Source organism: Stenotrophomonas sp. GL_101, from assembly GCF_057835675.1.
Window position 1 is genome coordinate 1,895,629 of the sequence record NZ_CM174432.1, and the last position, 17,389, is coordinate 1,913,017.

Genomic DNA, 17,389 nt, shown 5'->3' on the forward strand with positions numbered 1-17,389 from the left:
CAGGGGATGTAATCGTTTACATGACGCATCGCAATACTGAACAGGCAGCGCTGCCGGTCAGACCGCCAGGGAGGCCACGATCTGCTCGCGCAGCCACCGGTGCGCCGGATCGCGATGCACGCGTTCGTGCCAGAGCATCACCATCTCAAACCCCGGCACGTCCACCGGCGCGTCCACCGCCTTCAATGCCGGGTCCAGCGCGACCAGCCGCGAGGGCATCATCGCGACCAGGTCGGTATGCAGCAGCACGTTGCGCAGGAACAGGAAATGCGGCACCGACAGCACCACGTTGCGACGTGCGCCCACATGCGCCAGCGCGCTGTCGGTGTTGCCGTGGAAGCCGCCGCCGCTGGGCGACACGATCACGTGCTCCAGCGCGCAGAACTGCTTGAGCGTGGGGCGGCGCTTCAACCGGGGGTGGTTGCGGCGCCCGGCCAATACGTAGCGTTCCTGGAACAGCGGGCGGTGATGCAGGCTCGGCGGCGCTTCGGAGGTGATGTGCAGGGCCAGGTCGATCTCACCGCGCTCGGACTGGTGCACCATCTGCCCGGGCACCAGCCCCACCACCGCCATGCGCGTTCCGGGGGCGGCATGGCGCAGGCCCGGCAGGGCCGGCAACACCACGACGGTTTCGCCGAAGTCCGAGGCCATGATCCGCCAGGTCAACGTCGCACGAGCCGGGTCGAAGGGCTGCGTGGGTGCCACCGCGCGCTGCAATGCGCTCAGGGCGTCGGCCAGCGGCTCACGCAGCGCGTCGGCGCGGGCGGTGCTGCGCATGCCACGCGGCCCGGGCAGCAGCAGCGGGTCGTCGAACAGATGGCGTAGACGGGCGAGCTGCACGCTGACCGTGGGCTGGGCCAGGTGCAGGCGCGCGGCGGCGCGGGTGACGTTCTGTTCTTCCAGCAGCGCGTGCAGGGTGACCAGCAGGTTCAGGTCGAGCCGACGCAAGGTATTGTCCATGGCAATGGCGACAATTAGCGGAATTCATTTCCACTATAACGCCTGCGTGCCTACCGTGGCACCAATTCCCACCCCGGTACGCCCATGAACATCCTCCTTGTCCACGCCCATCCCGAACCGACCTCGCTCAACGGCGCCTTGAAAGACTTCACCGTGGCGCGTCTGCAACAGGCTGGCCACAGCGTGCAGGTATCGGACCTGTATGCCATGCAGTGGAAGCCGCAGCTGGATGCCGACGACCATGTCGGTCGCGATCCCTCGCTGCCCTTCCATGCCTCGCTCGACTCGCGCCAGGCCTATGCAAGCGGCCGACAACGCGCGGACATTGCCGCCGAGCAGGCCAAACTGCGTTGGGCCGACGCGGTGATCCTGCAGTTCCCGCTGTGGTGGTTCTCGATGCCGGCCATCCTCAAGGGCTGGGTGGATCGCGTTTACGCCTATGGGTTCGCCTATGGGGTCGGCGAACACTCGGACACGCATTGGGGCGACCGCTATGGCGAAGGTGCGATGGCCGGCAAGCGCGCGATGCTGGTGGTGACCACCGGCGGCTGGGAGTCGCACTACGGCCCGCGCGGGATCAACGGATCGATCGATGATGTCCTGTTCCCGATCCAGCACGGCGTGCTGTTCTACCCCGGCTTCGATGTCCTGCCACCGCATGTGATCTATCGCAGCGGCCGGGTGGACACTGCAAGCTACCCGGCAGTGCTGGCGCAGCTGGGCGAGCGTCTGGATGGGCTGGCCAGCGACCCGGTGATTGCCTACCGGCGCCAGAACGGTGGCGACTACCTGATTCCAGCGCTGAGCCTGCGCCCGGAACTGGCCGAGGGCGAAAGCGGGCTGGGCATCCACGTGGTGGGGTGATTGCCACAGGGCTTGCGCTGGCCAGGGGGATCCCCAACATCAGGGCGATGGATCGCCCGCCTTCCGAATGCCTCGATGACCCTGGCCTGCGCCTGCCGCAGGGCTGGCGCTTACCCCTGGCCGGCGCCTGCATCGTGCGACAGGCGATCGGCAGGTCGCGCGCGGACGTATTTCGGGTACGTCATGGCGAGGGCGCGGACCGGTTCCTCAAGTCCGAACCGGTCGATACCTGCAGCGAGCTGGGCGATGAGGTCGCCCGGCTGCGCTGGTTGCGGGCACAGGGCGTGGCTGCGCCGGAGGTGGTGGACTGGACCGAGGATCACGGCCGGCATTGGTTGTTGATGACGGCCGTGGCCGGTGCCGACCTTGCCTCCTCGCCAGACCTGGCACCGGCGCAGATCGTGGTGATCCTCGCCGATGCGCTGACGCAGCTGCATGCACTGCCCATTGCGTCGTGTCCGTTCGATCATCGGCTGCCCCTACGGCTGGCGGCCGCGCAGGCGCGGGTACAAGCGGGTCAGGTGGACGCATCCGATTTCGATGACGAGCGCAGTGGCCAGTCGGCTGCGCAGGTGTTGGTCTCGCTACTGGCGCAACCGCCGTTGCAGGCCGATCTGGTGGTCACCCATGGCGATGCCTGCCTGCCCAACGTGATGGCAGCGCAGGGCAGGTTCAGCGGCTTCATCGACTGTGGCCGGCTGGGTGTCGCCGATCGGCATCAGGATCTGGCATTGGCCGCGCGCAGCATTGCCGATCATCTCGGCGACGCCTGGGTACCGGCATTCTTCCAGCGTTACGGCACAGCACCGGATCCGCACCGCCTGGCCTTCTATCGGCTGCTCGATGAGTTCTTCTGAGCGGCCGCTGTTTCGCAGCGGGAAATGCCGGAGTTCGTGACCGGTTGCGCTGTGTGGCCGCGTGCGTTTCTGCGATAGTAATGCCACGTTCGTGCGACAGGCGGATTGATGCTGCATCCACAGGAATTGTCGTCTCCGCAGATTGGGGCTGCGCTCGCGCAGGCATGGGGTGTGCAGGTGGAGCTGGTGGTACAGCGACCGGCCGGCGCCGATGCCGGGGCCACCGTCTATCAGGTGATCGCCCGCAATGGTTCACGCTGGTGGTTGAAGTGCCGTCGCTACGCCGTTGAAGACACCGTGTGGAACGTGCTGCAGTACCTGCGCAGCCACGTCGGCCTGCTGGAAGTGGCCGCACCCCAGCCAACCCTGAACGGCGCGCCGGCATTGCGCGCGAGCGGCCTGCAATGGACCTTGTTTTCCTACGTGGAGGGCCAGTCCGGATTCGAGTCGGCGCTTTCCCAGGCACAGTGGCGGCGGCTGGGGGAAGTGCTGCGGCAGGTTCATGCCACGCGCTTGCCCCAGGTGCTCACCGCTGGCCTGGCACAACCGGGCTTCGACGATGACACCGCCGTGGAACGCGTCGGCGCATGGCTGCAGCGGGGCGACGCGCGCTGGCCGGTGCCCGATGCACTGGCCGACGCCTACCTCGCCTCGTGGCTACAGCATCGGCCGCGTATTGCCGAAGTCTGGCAGCGCTGCGTGCTGCTGCGCGGGCAGCTGCAGGGCAGGTCGTGGTCGCGGGTGCTCTGCCATGGCGACCTGCATGCCGGCAACCTGCTGCTGCGTGAGGACAGCCGGCTGTGCCTGATCGACTGGGACGACATGATGCTGGCCCCGCGCGAGCGCGACCTGATGTTCGTCGGTGCTGGCGTAGGCGGGCGTTGGGGGCGTGAAGACCCACCCGGTTTCCGTGCCGGGTACGGCGATATCGTGGTCGATGCCGCGCGGCTGGCCTACTACCGGCACTGGCGGATACTGCACGACGTGCAGGAATTCCACGACCTGCTGCTGGAACCGGGCGCTGCGGCACGTTCGCCGGTGCAGCGCCGCCAGGCCCTGCGCTTCATGGACGAGCAGTTCGCACCGGGCAACGTGGTCGACAGTGCCGCGCGCAGCTGGGTGGCGGCCAACGCCTGAGCGGGCCGCGATCCATCCGGTAACAGTAGGAGTGGAAAAAGGCGCGCGCCAGGCCCGGGGTTACTCGCCGGGCTTCGCGCCCGCCGTGGCGGCCAGCGATTTCGCCCGCCGTGCCAGCACGGCCTCGCGATGGGCGATGTAGGCATTGGCAGCGAGGATGATGCCGGCGCCGATCACCGTCCAGCGGTCGAGGACTTCATCAAACAGCAACCAGCCGAGCAGGGCCACCAAGGGCAGCTGCATGAAGCTGATCGGGGTCAGTGCGGATACTTCCCCCAAGCGTAGCGCGCGCGTCCACAACAGCTGCCCGATGGTGCCGAACAGCCCGGTCGCGGCCAGCCACACCCAGGCCATGCCCGTGGGCCACGTCCATACGAACAGGGCCGGCACCAGCGACAACGGCACCCAGAACACATAGGTGTACAGCACCACCGCATCGGCGCTGTCCACACGGGTGAGCTGCTTGATCTGGATCGCCACCAGCGAGCTGAGCACGGCGGCCAGCACCGCCACCAGCGTGCCGGGGGTAAAGTTGGCCGAGCCCGGGCGTACGATGATCAGCACGCCGATGAAGCCGATGATCACCGCCGCCCAACGGCGCATGCGCACCGTTTCCCCCAGCCACAGCACCGCCGCGATGGTGACGAACAGCGGGGTCGAGTAGGACAGTGAGATCGCCTGCGACATCGGCAGGTGCCCAATGGCCCAGAACGCGCACAGCATCGAGGCCAGGCCGATTGCGCTGCGCACGAAGTAACGCGGCAGTTGTTGGGTTTTCAGCGAGGCGCGACCCGGGCGCAGCAGTATCGGCAGCAGCGCGAGCAGGCCGAAGGCGTTGCGGAAGAACGCCACTTCCTGGGTAGGCACATAACGCGTGGCGTAGCGGATCGCCACGGCCATCAGGCCAAACGCCAGCGTGCTGCCCAGCATCAACAGTGCCGCACGCAAGGGGGTGGGAGGGGACAGGGCGAGTGGCGGGGTCACCACTGCGCGCCGATCAGGCGTGGCTCCGGCTCGATCGGCACGCCGAACTTCTCCAGCACCGACGCCGAGATCTGCCGCGCCAGCACCAGCAGCTGCTCACCGCTGGCGTTGCCATGGTTCACCAGCACCAGTGCGTGATGTGCGGAAACACCTGCGTCGCCCTCGCGGAAGCCCTTCCAGCCGCAGGCCTCGATCATCCAGGCCGCCGACAGCTTGCGCCGGTTGTCCTGGTCGGTCGGATACACCGGCAGTTCGGGGAAGTGCTGCAGCAGCACCTCGACCTGCTCCAGCGGCAGCACCGGATTCTTGAAGAAACTGCCTGCATTGCCCAGCACGTCCGGATCGGGCAGCTTGCGGCGGCGGATGTTGATCACCGCGTTGGCCACATCGGCCGCCACCGGCAGCTCTACGCCCATCGCCTGCATTTCCTCGTTGATCCCGGCATAGCCCAGGCGCAGATCGTGAAGCAGCGGCAGGCGCAGCTCGATGGCGCTGATCAGGTAGCGGTCCGGCGCATGCTTGAACACGCTGTCGCGGTAACCGAACTGGCAGGCGTCGGGGTCCAGTCGTACCCAGTCGTTGGCTTCACGGTCCCAGGCCTCGACGGCCTGGATGAATTCGTCCATTTGTGCGCCGTAGGCCCCGATGTTCTGGATCGGGGCGGCCCCGGCCGTGCCGGGAATCAGCGCCAGGTTTTCCAGCCCGGACAGCCCGTTCTGCAGCGACCACATCACCAACCCGTGCCAGTTCACGCCCGCGCCGGCACGGACCACGGCGTGGTCGGCACGATGTTCCAGGATCTGGATGTCGGCATTGGCGAACACCAGCACGGTGCCTTCCACGTCGCCTGCGAGCAGCACGTTGCTACCGCTGCCGAGCACCAGCAATGGGCCGGCGGTAACCTGCGGCAGTGCCAGCACCTCGGGCAGCAGTGTCGGCTCATGCAGCGTCAGCAGCCGGGCGGCGAAGGCCTCGACATGGAACGTGTTGAGCGCCTTCAGCGAGGCGTTTTCGGTAAGGGTCCAGGTGGGCATTGCGTTACTCATAGGGGGGCGACCGCACCGCGGCTGGGGGCTTCGCGGCGGCGGCGGATGGCCTCCACGCAGTCGCTTACCAGGGCGGGGCCGCGGAAGATCAGGCCGCTGTAACACTGCACCAGCGCGGCGCCGGCAGCCATCTTGGCCACCGCATCGGCGCCGGACTGGATGCCACCCACGCCGACCAGCGGCATCGATTCGGGCAGGCGTGCGCGCAACCGGCGCAGCACCAGGGTGGATTGGCCCAGCAGCGGCGCACCGGACAGCCCGCCGGCCTGCGTGGCCGCCGGGTCATCGGCCACCGCGCTGCGGTCGATGGTGGTGTTGGTGGCGATCACCCCGTCCACGCCCAGCTCACCGAGCACGCGCGCGGCGGCATCGATATCGCGGTCGCTCAGGTCCGGTGCCACCTTCACCAGCATCGGTACCCGCTTGCCATGCCTGGCCGCCAGCTGCTCCTGGCTGTCGCGCAGCTGCGAGACCAGCTGGCGCAGTGCGTTCTCTTCCTGCAGTTCGCGCAGGCCGGCGGTGTTGGGCGAAGAGATGTTGACGGTGATGTAGTCGGCCAGCGGGTACACCTTCTGCAGGCAATGCTGGTAATCGTCGAACGCCCGCTCGTTGGGGGTGTCCTTGTTCTTGCCGATGTTGATGCCCAGCAGGCCGTGGCGGCGCTTGGCACGTTCGACGTTGCGCACCAGTGCATCCACGCCGAGGTTGTTGAAGCCCATGCGGTTGATGATGGCCTGGTGGGCCGGCAGCCGGAACAGCCGCGGCTTCGGGTTGCCTTCCTGCGGTCGTGGCGTGATCGTGCCGATCTCCACCGAGCCGAAGCCCAGCGCCAACAGTGCATCGATGTGCTCGCCGTTCTTGTCCAGCCCGGCCGCCAGCCCGACCGGGTTGGGGAACTCCAGGCCGAAGGCCCTGGTCGGCAGCGGGGCGATGCGGCCGGCCAGCAGCGGCGCGGTGCCGGTGCGGTAGGCCAGCTCCAGGCCACTGAGGCCCAGGCCGTGGGCGCGCTCGGCATCGAAGGCGAACAAGAAGGGGCGGGCAAGCGAGTACATGGCGTTCAATCAGTCCAGCGTGCCGACAAAGGCACGGGTTTGGTATTCAAAGGCAACCTGGCCATCAACGGCGTGGGCATCGAACAGCTGCTGCAGCGCATCCAGCATCAGCGCGTGGCGGGGGTGCCCGGCCTGCGGTGCGTAGGACGAGGACAGCAGCCGGCCGCGCAGACCGGAGAAATCCATGCGCTGCACGTTCGGGAAGCTGGCGATGCCGCGCAGACCGGCGCCGAACCAGGCGCGCATGGCGTCATCGTCCTGGTAGCGCTCGGCGACCTGGGTGTAGTCGGTGCCGAACTCCAGCAGCAACTGCTCGTAGCCGATCAGGAACGGGGAGGCATCCAGCAGGCGCGAGTTCCAGAACACCAGCGCCAGGCCGCCCGGGCGCAGGATGCGCGACCATTCGCGGCGCACCGCGGCGGTGTCGAACCAATGGAAGGCCTGGGCAGCGGCCACCAGCCCCACGCTGTCGTCGGCCAGCGTGGTGGCCTCGGCGCTGGCGTCCACCAGCTTGAGGCGCAGGTAGTCCGGGGCCAGCCAGTGTTCGGCGGCCTCGCGCATCGGCGCGTTCGGTTCCACCGCGATGACCGGGTGGCCGCTGGCCAGGAACAGGCGGGTGGAAATGCCGGTGCCGGCGCCGATATCGGCCACCAGGGTCTCGGCAGGCACGCCGATATCGTGATGCAGCCAGTCCAGCAGGGCCGGCGGGTAATCGGGGCGATAGCGGACGTAGTCGGCGACGCGGCTGCTGAAGCGTTCGGTCGAATCCGATGCGCTCATGGGGACCTCACGATTGGGATGCGGCAAACAGGGCCAGCCCACCGAAGAACAGAAGGAAGCCGATCACCACCAGGATGCTGCCGATAACCGCGACCCAGCCCAGGATCAGCCCGGCCACGGCCAGGCCGTCGCCGTCCAGTGAGTGGCTGCTGCGACGGATCTCGCCGCGCGCCATGTGCCCGGTGACAATGGCCACCAGGCTGCCCACGAACGGGAATACCGTCCAGCCGACGATGCCCATGATCAGGCTGACCACGGCCAATGCACTGGTTTGACGGGGTGGTGGGTTCATCCGGGTCCTCCGTGGCAAGGCCACCATGATAGTGCCTGCGCCCGGATTAGCCCATCGGCGCGGGCGCAGGGGCGGTGCTGCCGCTCAGCCCATCAGGACCTGGCCACCGTCCACGTTCAAGGTGTGGCCGGTGATCCAGCGCGCCAGCGGCGAGCACAGGAACAGGGCGGCGTTGGCGATCTCCTGCGGCTGGCCAAAGCGGCCGAACGGAATCTTCGCCAGGGTGCCGTGGTACAGCGCCGGATCCTGCTCGCGGCGACGTGCCCACAGCCCGTCGTCGAACTCGATCGAGCCCGGGGCGATGGCATTGACGCGGATCCGCTGCGGGGCCAGCGCCAGTGCCTGGGAGGTGGTGTAGTGCATCAATGCGGCCTTGGCCGCCGCATAGGGGGCGCCGCCCGGCCGCGGCTGCTGCGCGGCGATCGAGGCCAGGTTGAGGATGCAGGCGTCGGCCGATTGCCGCAGCCAGGGCAGGGCCAGCCGCGAGGCGCGCACCGCCGACATCAGATCGATGGTGAGGCTGGCCTCCCAGCCGGCCTCGTCATCGCCCATGCCGTAACCGGTGGCATTGTTGACCAGCACGTCGATGCCGCCGAGCACCCCGGCGGCATCGGCCAGCCAGCGGCCGATGTCATCGAGCACGCCCAGGTCGGCCGCATGCGTGTGGATGTCCAGGCCCAGCGCCTGGGCATCGGCACGCAGCGCGGCGAGCCCAGGCGTGCCGCGTGCACAGACCGACACGCGGGCGCCCGCCGCAGCGAACGCCAGCGCCATCGCGCGGCCGATGCCCTTGCTGCCACCGGCAACCAGTACCCGGCGCCCGTTGAACGTCAGGCGTGGGCCCAGTTCCGGCAGGCATCCGGTATCGGCAGCGCTCACAGGTCGAACTTGATGCCCTGGGCCAGCGGCAGCGAATCGGAGTAGTTGATGGTGTTGGTCTGGCGGCGCATGTAGACCTTCCACGCATCCGAACCGGACTCACGACCACCGCCGGTATCCTTCTCGCCACCGAACGCGCCGCCAATCTCGGCGCCGGAGGTGCCGATGTTGATGTTGGCGATGCCGCAGTCCGAACCGGCCGCCGACAGGAAGCGCTCGGCGGTTTTCAGGTTGGTGGTGAAGATCGACGACGACAGGCCCTGCGGCACGCCGTTCTGCATGTCGATGGCTTCATCCAGCGTGCTGTACTTCATCACGTACAGGATCGGCGCGAAGGTTTCGTGCTGCACCACTTCGTCGCTGTTCTTCAGCCCGGTCACGATCGCCGGCAGCACGAAGTTGCCGGCGCGATCGATGCGCGTGCCGCCGGTCTGGATGGTGCCGCCGCTGGCCTTGGCCTTCTCGATGGAGGCCAGGAACTGCTGCACGGCACCGTCGCTGTTCAGCGGGCCCATCAGGTTGGCCGGATCGGTCGGGTCGCCGATCTTGCTTTCCAGCTGCTTGTACGCCTTGACCAGCGTGGCCAGCACGTCGTCATGGAGGGATTCATGCACGATCAACCGGCGCGTGGTGGTGCAGCGCTGGCCGGCCGTGCCGACCGCACCGAACACGATGCCCGGGATGGCCAGTTTCAGGTCCGCCGTTTCGTCCAGGATGATGGCGTTGTTGCCGCCCAGCTCCAGCAGGCAGCGGCCGAGGCGGTGCGCGACTTTCTCGGCGACCTGGCGGCCAACCTGGGTCGAGCCGGTGAAGCTGATCAGCGGCACGCGCTTGTCGGCCACCATCTTCTGCGACAGTTCCACCCCGGCATCGTTGACCAGGAAGAACAGGTCCGGGAAACCGGCGCCGCGCAGCGCGTCGTTGCAGATGCGCATCGATGCGATCGCGGTCAGCGGGGTCTTGTTGGACGGCTTCCACAGGCACACATCGCCGCAGATGGTGGCCAGGAACGAATTCCATGCCCACACGGCCACCGGGAAGTTGAACGCGCTGATGATGCCGACCAGGCCGAGCGGCTGGTACTGCTCGTACATGCGGTGGCCGGGGCGCTCGGAATGCATGGTGTAGCCATAGAGCATGCGGCTCTGGCCCACGGCGAAGTCGGCGATGTCGATCATCTCCTGTACTTCACCGTCGCCTTCGGGCTTGCTCTTGCCCATTTCCAGCGCAACCAGCGAACCCAGCGCATCCTTGTGCGTGCGCAGCGCTTCGCCGCACAGGCGCACGGCTTCGCCACGGCGCGGGGCCGGGGTGGTGCGCCAGACCTTGAAGGCCTCCTGGGCGCGCGCGATGATGGTTTCGTAATCAGCGTCGGTGGTGGCGTGGACCTGGGCGATGGCCTCGCCGGTGGTCGGGTTGACCGAGGTGATCACGCCGGCACTGGTGGCCGAAGACCACTCACCGTTGCCGAGGTAGGTGCCAGCGTTGGTCGCGTCCAGGCCGAGGGCCTTGAGCAGATCAGAGGACATGCAAACTCCTGTTGCGTTGCGTTTGTAAGGCGCTGGCCGCTGGCAGGGTGGGGGCGGCTAGCTGAACCGGTGATGGTAGCAGAGGGCGGCGGCGCGGCTTGCGGTCTTCGAACCGCGTATTCATGCGCTCGCTTCTCTTGGCGGAGCCGCTCAACTTGAGCAATCCATTGATCCAGAAGAGAAAAAGGATCGGGACGGATGTGACAGGAACGGTCACATTGTGATATTTTTACGGATCAAATGGCGTCATCCGATGCCGTGGGTGCTCGTAAAAAAGCGCTATGGGCCTTTAGAGAGCGGGTGCACGGGCGGGGGGCCGGGTTGCCTCGACGGGTGTTTCAATATGGAGATGGCGCTTTGCTACATGGATCCGTGGATCAATTGCCCGTGCGACGTGGTCGCCAGCGTGTAACTGCCGAGGCCCGCGCGGCCCTTGATGTGTCACTGCGCATTTCCGACCTGCTGCTGGCGCCCGGTGCGGCGATTCTGGCGCATGTTCTGTGGTACGGCTGGACCCCGGCGACGCACGAACAGCGGGTAGTGTTTGGTGCTGTGCTGCTGTGCAGCGTGATCTGCTTCGCGATTGCTCCTGTTTACCGCAACTGGCGCGCTCGTGGGCTGGTTGTCGAGCTATGGACGCTGTTCCTGGCTTGGACCGGCGCGTTCGCATTGTTCTCGATGTATTCGATGTTGATCGATGTCGCCGATGCGGTGCCTGCAAGTTGGCTGGTGAGCTGGTATGGGTTGGGCCTGGTTGGCATGAGTGCGAGCCGGCTCGCGTTCCGTGTACGCCTGCACAGTCTGCGCCAACGCGGGCTGGATCGGCAGCGGGTACTGCTCATCGGCCTGCGTGCCCCTGCACTCAAAGCCCACCGTCTTCTGTTGAGCCGTCCGGAAATTGGCAAGGAAGTCATCGGCTACTTTGCGGGGCCCGACGACATCGCAACCCGGCGCGACCGTGGTGACGCGCCGCGGCATCTGGGCGCGCTGGATGAGCTGGAACCCTATCTTGATCAGCATCGTGGCCAGATCGAGCATATCTGGGTGTCGCTGCCGCTGGGTAGCCGGGTGCAGCTGAAGCAGGTGCTGAAGCTGCTTGAGCGTTACCCGGTGCAGGTGCGTCTGGTGCCGGATACGACCGGCCTTGGCGCCCTCAACCCCGGTGTGCACCAGGTGGGGCAGGTGCCGATGATCGGCGTGCGGCAAGGCATGGTTGAGCCGCATATGCTGATGCTCAAGCGCATCGAAGACGTTGTCGTGGCTACCGTTGCGGTGGTCGCGCTGTCGCCGCTGTTCGTGCTGCTCGCGCTGGGGGTAAAGCTGAGCTCCCCGGGCCCGGTGCTGTTCCGCCAGCGTAGGCATGGATTGGACGGCAAAGAGTTCAGGATGCTGAAGTTCCGCTCGATGCGTATCCATCAGGAAGGCACCGGTGGTGTTACCCAGGCCACCCGCAATGACCCGCGGGTCACCCCGTTCGGTGCCTTTCTGCGGCGCACCAGCCTGGACGAGCTGCCACAATTTTTCAACGTGCTGGGCGGCAGCATGTCGGTAGTGGGCCCCAGGCCGCACGCCGTGCAGCACAACAATCAATACGAGCGATTGATCGAGCGTTACATGCACCGTCATTACGTGAAGCCAGGCATCACGGGGTGGGCCCAGGTCAATGGTTTGCGGGGTGAAACCCCGGAGCTGCGGTCCATGCGCAAGCGGGTTCAGTACGATATCGACTACATCCGCCGCTGGAGCCCGTTGTTCGACCTGCGCATCATCGGGCTGACTGCGTTCAAGGTGTTGGGGCAGAGGGCGGCATACTGATGGGGATGAAGCAGATTGCGCGCGGTTCAGCAGTCACCTTGCTTTCAAGGGGTGTACATCGCCTGCTTCCAGGGTTTGGGGCAGGTTGATCGGTTATTCTGCTCGGCCGGACGGCAGCCCCCGCACCGGCGGGCTGTCCATCGCTACCTACCCGCAGCACATCGGAACTAGCACGTAGTGTTCAAGAATATTCTTTTCGTCTGTATCGGCAACATCTGCCGCAGCCCTTCTGCCGAGGTGATGATGCGTGATGCCTTGCAGGGCAGGGGGATTCACATCTCTTCGGCTGGCCTGGGTGCCCTAGTGGATCATGGGATCGATCCAACGGCACAGGAGCTGCTGGTGGAGCGGGGGCTGGATGGCAGTGCGCACCGCGCGCGCCAGATCACCTCCGGGATGCTCTCCGCCGCCGATCTGGTGCTGGTGATGGAAAGGAAGCACCTCAAGCGGATCGGTGAGATCGCGCCGGAAGCCTCCGGGAAGTCCTTTCTGCTGGGCAAATGGCAAGACGACAGCGAGATTCCCGATCCCTATCGGCAGCAGCGCCCGGCATTTGAACACGTGTATCGGCTGATGGCCGAGGGTGTGGATGCGTGGAAGCGCTACATCTGATCCCTTCGGGCCCCTTTTTGAGTGACAGCTGATTCTGTCGCCGTCTTTTTAAATTACAGCAGCGATCTTCTATGACAAGCCAAGAGTCCCGAGTTCCTACCTCCGACGATGCCGATGAAATTGATCTGCGCCAACTGCTGGGCACGTTGATCGATCACAAGTGGTGGATCGGTAGCGTCACCGGGATCTGTTTCGCAGCCGCATCCGCCTACGCACTGCTCGCTACGCCGATCTATCGTGCCGATGCGATCGTGCAGGTCGAATCGAAGATGCCATCGTTGCCGGGATTGGCAGACCTGAGCCAGTCGCTTGGCATGGGCACCGGCAGCGCCGAAGCGTCCACTGAAATTGCGCTGATCACATCGCGTTCGGTTCTCGGCAGTGCGGTCGATGAGCTTAAGTTGGACATCGGTATCGAGCCCAATCGCTTTCCGCTGATCGGTGGCTACTTTGCCCGCAAGGCAGAGCGCTCGGCGCCGGATCAGCTGGCTGAACCCCGATTTGGAATGACCCGTTTCGGCTGGGGTGGCGATGAGCTGAAAATCTTCCAGCTGGACGTTCCCAAAGCGCTCGTGGACACGGATCTGACGGTGGTTGCTGGTCCGCAGCCGAATACGTATTCGCTGTATGACGAAGATGACACTCTGGTCCTGAGCGGCGTTGTCGGTCAGCCGGCCAAGGCCAAGGGCGTCACCATGCAGGTGTCTGCGTTGCGTGCACACCCCGGCATGAGGTTCCAGGTTACCCGGCTGCGTCGGTTGAGTATCGTCGGCGACCTGCAGACGAAGGTGAGCGTTTCCGAGGCAGGAAAGGACTCAGGAATACTCTCCCTTGCTTACGAGAACGCAGACCCCGAGCTTGCGCAGGCATTCCTGCAGCAGGTCGCCCAGGCCTACGTCCGCCAGAATGTGGACCGCAACTCGGCGGAGGCCTCCGCGCAGCTCTCCTTCGTCAAAGAGCAGTTGCCCAATATCCGCAATCAGGTCGATGCGGCACAGGATGCCCTCAGTGCGTATCAGACGCGTGCCAACTCGGTGGATATTTCGCTGCAGACCAAGGGGTTGCTCGATCAGGAAGTAGCGGTTGAAACCAGCATCCAGCAACTGCGTATGCAGCAGGCTGAGATGGATCGTAAGTTCACCCGTGATCATCCTGCGTATCAGGCGCTGCTTCACCAGCTCAACGATCTGCAGGGCCGCAAGACGGGCTTCCAGAACCAGGTCAAGCTCCTGCCCGATGCCCAGCAGGAGCTGTTGAAGCTGACCCGTGAGCTCAAGGTCGGTAACGAAATCTACACCGGGATGTTGAACCAGGCCCAGCAGCTCGACGTTGCCAAGGCCGGTACCGTTGGCAATGTACGCATCGTCGACGCGGCAGCGGTAGACGCCACCACTCCGGTCAAGCCCCGCAAGCCACTGATCGTGCTGATCGGCATGCTGTTTGGTGCGCTGGTTTCGATCGGCTTGGTGTTGCTTAAGCAGGTGTTGAACCGAGGCGTGGAAGATCCGTCGCAGATCGAGGAGCTGGGCCTGCCGGTCTATGCGTCCATTCCGGTCAGTCCCAAGCAGGAGTCCGATTCGGTGCGAGGTGCATTCCGCGCGGATGGCAAGCTGCACCTGCTTGCGATAAAAGACCCCGCCGATCTCGCCATTGAAGCGGTGCGCAGCCTGCGTACCAGCCTTCACTTCGCACGGCTGGAAGCGAAAAACAACATCGTGCTGATTTCCGGCTCCAGCCCGAATGCCGGCAAGACGTTTGTTTCCTCCAACCTCGCCGCCGTTATCGCACAGGCCGGTCAGCGGGTCCTGATTATCGATGCGGACATGCGCAAGGGTACGTTGCACAAGGCAATGGGGGCGAAGCAGGCACCGGGCCTGTCGGATGTACTGGTTGGCAAGGTCACGGCCAAGGACGCAATCCAGGTCCTACCCGGGCTGGAACAATTGAGCTTCCTCACCCGGGGTGATGTGCCGCCGAACCCATCTGAGCTGCTGATGCATGAGAACTTCACCAAGCTGCTCGAAGCGATCGCCAGTGATTACGACCTGGTAATCATCGATACACCGCCGATCCTGGCGGTGACGGATGCGGCGATCATCGCGCACCATGCGGGGACCTGCCTGCTCGTAGCCCGTTTCGGGCTCAACCAGCCCAAGGAACTTGCGTTGGCCAAGAAGCGCTTCGAGCAGAACAACGTGAAGCTGAAGGGCGCGATCTTCAATGCGGTCCAGCGACGCGCAACCGGCTACTACAGTTACGGCTACTACGAGTACAAGTCGGCCCAATGAACGGGCCGCGGGCAGGGTGCCAACCAGCGCCCTGACCGACAGGGAAGTCACGGCAGCTGCAGGGGGCAGGTCCGCGACGCATTTCGAGATACTGCGGAGAAATACATGAAAGTTCTGATCACTGGTGGTGCGGGTTTCATTGGCAGTGCGCTGGCACGCGCGCTTGTCGCACGCGGCGACGAGGTCACTGTCCTGGACAACCTTTCCCCCCAGATCCATGGCGATAATCCGGAGAACTCCGCGCTGCTGGCATCGCTGCCCGCGGACGTCGTGGTGGTGAAGGGTGATGTCCGCCAGCGTGAAGACTGGTTGCAGGTTCTACCCGGCCAGGACGTGGTGGTGCACCTGGCGGCCGAAACCGGTACCGGCCAGTCCATGTATGAGATCGACCGCTATGTCGACGTCAACGTGCGCGGGACGTCGTTGTTTCTCGATCTGATCGGCAACAAGGTGCAAGGCTGCGAGTCGGTCAAGCGGGTGGTGGTGGCCTCTTCCCGCTCCATCTATGGCGAAGGCAGGTACAAGGGCGGAAACGGCCCGGTATACCCCGGCGCGCGCGTCGATGCCGATCTCCGCGATGGCGTGTTCGAGTGCCGCGACCCGCAGACTGGCGAGCTGGTGGCACCCCTGCCGACCGATGAAGACTCCCGCATCCACCCCAGCTCCATCTACGGCATTACCAAGCAGGTCCAGGAACAGTTGGTCCTGGTTGGCGCCTCCGCCATCGGCATCCAGGGTATCGCCCTGCGCTACCAGAACGTGTATGGACCGGGCCAGTCGCTGAAGAATCCGTACACGGGCATCCTGTCGATCTTCTCCACCCTGCTGTTGCAGGGCAAGGGCGTGAACATCTTCGAAGACGGCAAGGAAACTCGCGATTTCGTGTTCATCGACGACGTGGTGGCAGCCACCGTTGCTGCCATCGACGCCGACGTCAGCGGCCAGGCATTCAACGTGGGTACCGGTGAGGCGACCGATGTGATCACCGTCGCCAGCGCGCTGAAAGAGGCGTATGGCAAGGGCGGAGAGATCAGTATCTCCGGCAACTATCGTATCGGCGATATCCGCCATAACTTTGCCGACCTGAGTCGCGCCGAAGCCGCCTTGGGCTACCGCCCGCGTGTCACGTTTGCAGAGGGCGTGAAGCGATTTGCGGCGTGGGTGTTGACCCAGCAGATCGAAGATTCCGGCTACCAGCGGTCGGTGGACGAGATGCGGGCAAAAGGGCTGTTGAAGTGAATCACGCCTCGCGGCTGGAGCCTGCGGCATGAGCGAGTCGCTGACGGGCAAGCGCGTGCTTTTCATCGCCCCGATGTTCTTCGGCTATGAAAAGCTGATCAAGGGCGAGCTCGAACAGCTGGGGGCGGTGGTCGACTATTTCAGCGACAGGCCGGGCGCGGACTTCGTGACCAAGGCCTTGATCAGAGTGGACCGCCGCTTTCTTGCGAGGAAGATCGAGCGCTACTACGGTGACATCATCGAGGAGACTCGAGGTCGTGATTACGATCTCGTGCTGATCATCCGCGCCGAGGCCGTGTCCGGCAGCATTCTTGATCGACTGCGCAGCATTCATTCGCGTGCGAAGTTCGTGCTGTACCTTTGGGATTCAATGCACTACAACCCGAATGCCCGCAAGGTGTTGGGGAAGTTCGACGCCGTCCTGTCCTTTGATCGTGCCGACGTCGACGCGAACCCGCAGATTCAATTCCTGCCACTCTTCTATGGCAGGGAGTTCGAGCGCGCCGCGAGCTGGACCGGGGAGTTCAAGTACGACGCATGCTTCATCGGGACCATCCATACCGATCGGTATAGGGTCCTTGAGCAGATCATCGATCAGCTTGAGAAAGATGGCATGAAGGTGTTCGTCTACTGCTACTACCCTTCCCGCATGCTCTTTCGCTTGCGATCCCTGTTCGATGCGGGCTTTCGGCGATTTGCCCGGAAGTATGTCGATTTCAAGGGCATTCCACTTTCTGAAGTTGTCGACCGTATTGCAGAAAGTCGCGCTGTGATTGATGTGAACAGGCCCGGTCAGCTTGGCCTTACGATGCGGACCATCGAAGCGATTGGCGCGCAGCGTCTTCTGGTGACCACGAATGAGGACATCGTCAATTACGACGTCTACTCGAAACAAGGCGTGTGCCTGATTGATCGAAGCGCGCCGAAAGTGGACAGGGAATTTCTCCACATTGAAGGTGTGCCGCATGCCGAGTCAGTCCGCGTCGGGCTTTCTGCCAGGAACTGGCTGCTGCGCGTTCTTGGTACCTAATCGGGCCGTCGCTGCAGTTCGCTGC

Annotated in this window: 16 protein-coding genes; 8 read left to right on the forward strand and 8 right to left on the reverse strand. The window is 64.8% G+C overall.

What is annotated here, in order from left to right; all coding sequences use genetic code 11:
* Positions 1-57: 57 nt before the first annotated feature.
* A complete protein-coding gene (locus tag AC3IR9_RS08540) occupies positions 58-960 on the reverse strand; it encodes a LysR family transcriptional regulator (protein ID WP_489295307.1) in 903 nt (300 codons plus the stop codon).
* An 84-nt stretch (positions 961-1,044) separates the two neighbouring features.
* Here AC3IR9_RS08540 and AC3IR9_RS08545 point away from each other — a divergent pair, with 84 nt between their 5' ends.
* The 3 genes from AC3IR9_RS08545 (at position 1,045) to AC3IR9_RS08555 (ending at position 3,818) form a co-directional block, all read left to right on the forward strand.
* Positions 1,045-1,824, forward strand: coding sequence for an NAD(P)H-dependent oxidoreductase (locus AC3IR9_RS08545; RefSeq protein ID WP_489295308.1), 780 nt, complete (start codon positions 1,045-1,047; stop codon positions 1,822-1,824).
* 47 nt (positions 1,825-1,871) lie between these two features.
* Positions 1,872-2,681 (forward strand): APH(3')-II family aminoglycoside O-phosphotransferase, encoded by an 810-nt coding sequence (locus AC3IR9_RS08550; RefSeq protein WP_489295309.1) that lies wholly within the window; start codon positions 1,872-1,874, stop codon positions 2,679-2,681.
* A gap of 108 nt (positions 2,682-2,789) precedes the next feature.
* The gene (locus AC3IR9_RS08555) at positions 2,790-3,818 is read left to right on the forward strand and encodes a phosphotransferase enzyme family protein (protein ID WP_489295310.1); all 1,029 of its coding nucleotides are present in this window, start codon (positions 2,790-2,792) and stop codon (positions 3,816-3,818) included.
* A gap of 60 nt (positions 3,819-3,878) precedes the next feature.
* Here AC3IR9_RS08555 and AC3IR9_RS08560 read toward each other — a convergent pair whose 3' ends face one another.
* The 7 genes from AC3IR9_RS08560 to amaB all read right to left on the reverse strand — a co-directional run bounded on the left by AC3IR9_RS08560 (position 3,879) and on the right by amaB (position 10,380).
* A complete protein-coding gene (locus AC3IR9_RS08560; RefSeq protein WP_489295760.1) occupies positions 3,879-4,766 on the reverse strand; it encodes a DMT family transporter in 888 nt (295 codons plus the stop codon).
* Positions 4,767-4,798: 32 nt separating this feature from the next.
* Positions 4,799-5,848 carry a UDP-N-acetylmuramate dehydrogenase gene (gene murB, locus AC3IR9_RS08565; protein WP_489295311.1) on the reverse strand — a complete coding sequence of 350 codons (1,050 nt, stop codon included), beginning with the start codon at positions 5,846-5,848 and terminating at the stop codon, positions 4,799-4,801.
* The gene (locus tag AC3IR9_RS08570; RefSeq protein WP_489295312.1) at positions 5,845-6,900 is read right to left on the reverse strand and encodes a quinone-dependent dihydroorotate dehydrogenase; all 1,056 of its coding nucleotides are present in this window, start codon (positions 6,898-6,900) and stop codon (positions 5,845-5,847) included. Before AC3IR9_RS08570 ends, murB begins: the two co-directional genes overlap by 4 nt.
* Before the next feature lie 9 nt (positions 6,901-6,909).
* Complete coding sequence (locus AC3IR9_RS08575; protein WP_489295313.1) at positions 6,910-7,680, reverse strand: class I SAM-dependent methyltransferase; 771 nt, start codon at positions 7,678-7,680, stop codon at positions 6,910-6,912.
* Positions 7,681-7,687: 7 nt separating this feature from the next.
* A complete protein-coding gene (locus AC3IR9_RS08580; protein WP_489295314.1) occupies positions 7,688-7,972 on the reverse strand; it encodes a DUF4190 domain-containing protein in 285 nt (94 codons plus the stop codon).
* 84 nt (positions 7,973-8,056) lie between these two features.
* A complete protein-coding gene (locus tag AC3IR9_RS08585; protein WP_489295315.1) occupies positions 8,057-8,851 on the reverse strand; it encodes an SDR family NAD(P)-dependent oxidoreductase in 795 nt (264 codons plus the stop codon).
* On the reverse strand, positions 8,848-10,380 hold the full coding sequence (amaB, locus tag AC3IR9_RS08590) for an L-piperidine-6-carboxylate dehydrogenase (RefSeq protein WP_489295316.1): 1,533 nt from the start codon (positions 10,378-10,380) through the stop codon (positions 8,848-8,850). Before amaB ends, AC3IR9_RS08585 begins: the two co-directional genes overlap by 4 nt.
* A 372-nt stretch (positions 10,381-10,752) precedes the next feature.
* Here amaB and AC3IR9_RS08595 point away from each other — a divergent pair, with 372 nt between their 5' ends.
* The 5 genes from AC3IR9_RS08595 (at position 10,753) to AC3IR9_RS08615 (ending at position 17,364) form a co-directional block, all read left to right on the forward strand.
* Positions 10,753-12,195, forward strand: a complete 1,443-nt coding sequence (locus AC3IR9_RS08595; RefSeq protein ID WP_489295317.1) for an undecaprenyl-phosphate glucose phosphotransferase — start codon at positions 10,753-10,755, stop codon at positions 12,193-12,195.
* Positions 12,196-12,372: 177 nt separating this feature from the next.
* Positions 12,373-12,807 (forward strand): low molecular weight protein-tyrosine-phosphatase, encoded by a 435-nt coding sequence (locus AC3IR9_RS08600; RefSeq protein WP_489295318.1) that lies wholly within the window; start codon positions 12,373-12,375, stop codon positions 12,805-12,807.
* 71 nt (positions 12,808-12,878) lie between these two features.
* Entirely contained in the window at positions 12,879-15,095 is a 2,217-nt protein-coding gene (locus AC3IR9_RS08605; protein ID WP_489295319.1) for a polysaccharide biosynthesis tyrosine autokinase, read from the forward strand.
* Positions 15,096-15,200: 105 nt separating this feature from the next.
* Complete coding sequence (locus AC3IR9_RS08610) at positions 15,201-16,334, forward strand: NAD-dependent epimerase/dehydratase family protein (protein ID WP_489295320.1); 1,134 nt, start codon at positions 15,201-15,203, stop codon at positions 16,332-16,334.
* 28 nt (positions 16,335-16,362) lie between these two features.
* A complete protein-coding gene (locus AC3IR9_RS08615) occupies positions 16,363-17,364 on the forward strand; it encodes a WaaS/CpsH family glycosyltransferase (protein WP_489295321.1) in 1,002 nt (333 codons plus the stop codon).
* The last annotated feature ends 25 nt before the right edge of the window (positions 17,365-17,389 follow it).

What these genes read in the sequence shown, in the direction of transcription:
- AC3IR9_RS08580 (WP_489295314.1), bottom strand. Translation starts at nt 7,972, where the DNA reads ATGAACCCACCACCCCGTCAAACCAGTGCATTGGCCGTGGTCAGCCTG.
- AC3IR9_RS08615 (WP_489295321.1), top strand. Translation starts at nt 16,363, where the DNA reads ATGAGCGAGTCGCTGACGGGCAAGCGCGTGCTTTTCATCGCCCCGATG.
- AC3IR9_RS08555 (WP_489295310.1), top strand. Translation starts at nt 2,790, where the DNA reads ATGCTGCATCCACAGGAATTGTCGTCTCCGCAGATTGGGGCTGCGCTC.
- amaB (WP_489295316.1), bottom strand. Translation starts at nt 10,380, where the DNA reads ATGTCCTCTGATCTGCTCAAGGCCCTCGGCCTGGACGCGACCAACGCT.
- AC3IR9_RS08550 (WP_489295309.1), top strand. Translation starts at nt 1,872, where the DNA reads ATGGATCGCCCGCCTTCCGAATGCCTCGATGACCCTGGCCTGCGCCTG.
- AC3IR9_RS08575 (WP_489295313.1), bottom strand. Translation starts at nt 7,680, where the DNA reads ATGAGCGCATCGGATTCGACCGAACGCTTCAGCAGCCGCGTCGCCGAC.
- AC3IR9_RS08610 (WP_489295320.1), top strand. Translation starts at nt 15,201, where the DNA reads ATGAAAGTTCTGATCACTGGTGGTGCGGGTTTCATTGGCAGTGCGCTG.
- AC3IR9_RS08540 (WP_489295307.1), bottom strand. Translation starts at nt 960, where the DNA reads ATGGACAATACCTTGCGTCGGCTCGACCTGAACCTGCTGGTCACCCTG.
- AC3IR9_RS08545 (WP_489295308.1), top strand. Translation starts at nt 1,045, where the DNA reads ATGAACATCCTCCTTGTCCACGCCCATCCCGAACCGACCTCGCTCAAC.
- AC3IR9_RS08570 (WP_489295312.1), bottom strand. Translation starts at nt 6,900, where the DNA reads ATGTACTCGCTTGCCCGCCCCTTCTTGTTCGCCTTCGATGCCGAGCGC.
- AC3IR9_RS08605 (WP_489295319.1), top strand. Translation starts at nt 12,879, where the DNA reads ATGACAAGCCAAGAGTCCCGAGTTCCTACCTCCGACGATGCCGATGAA.
- murB (WP_489295311.1), bottom strand. Translation starts at nt 5,848, where the DNA reads ATGAGTAACGCAATGCCCACCTGGACCCTTACCGAAAACGCCTCGCTG.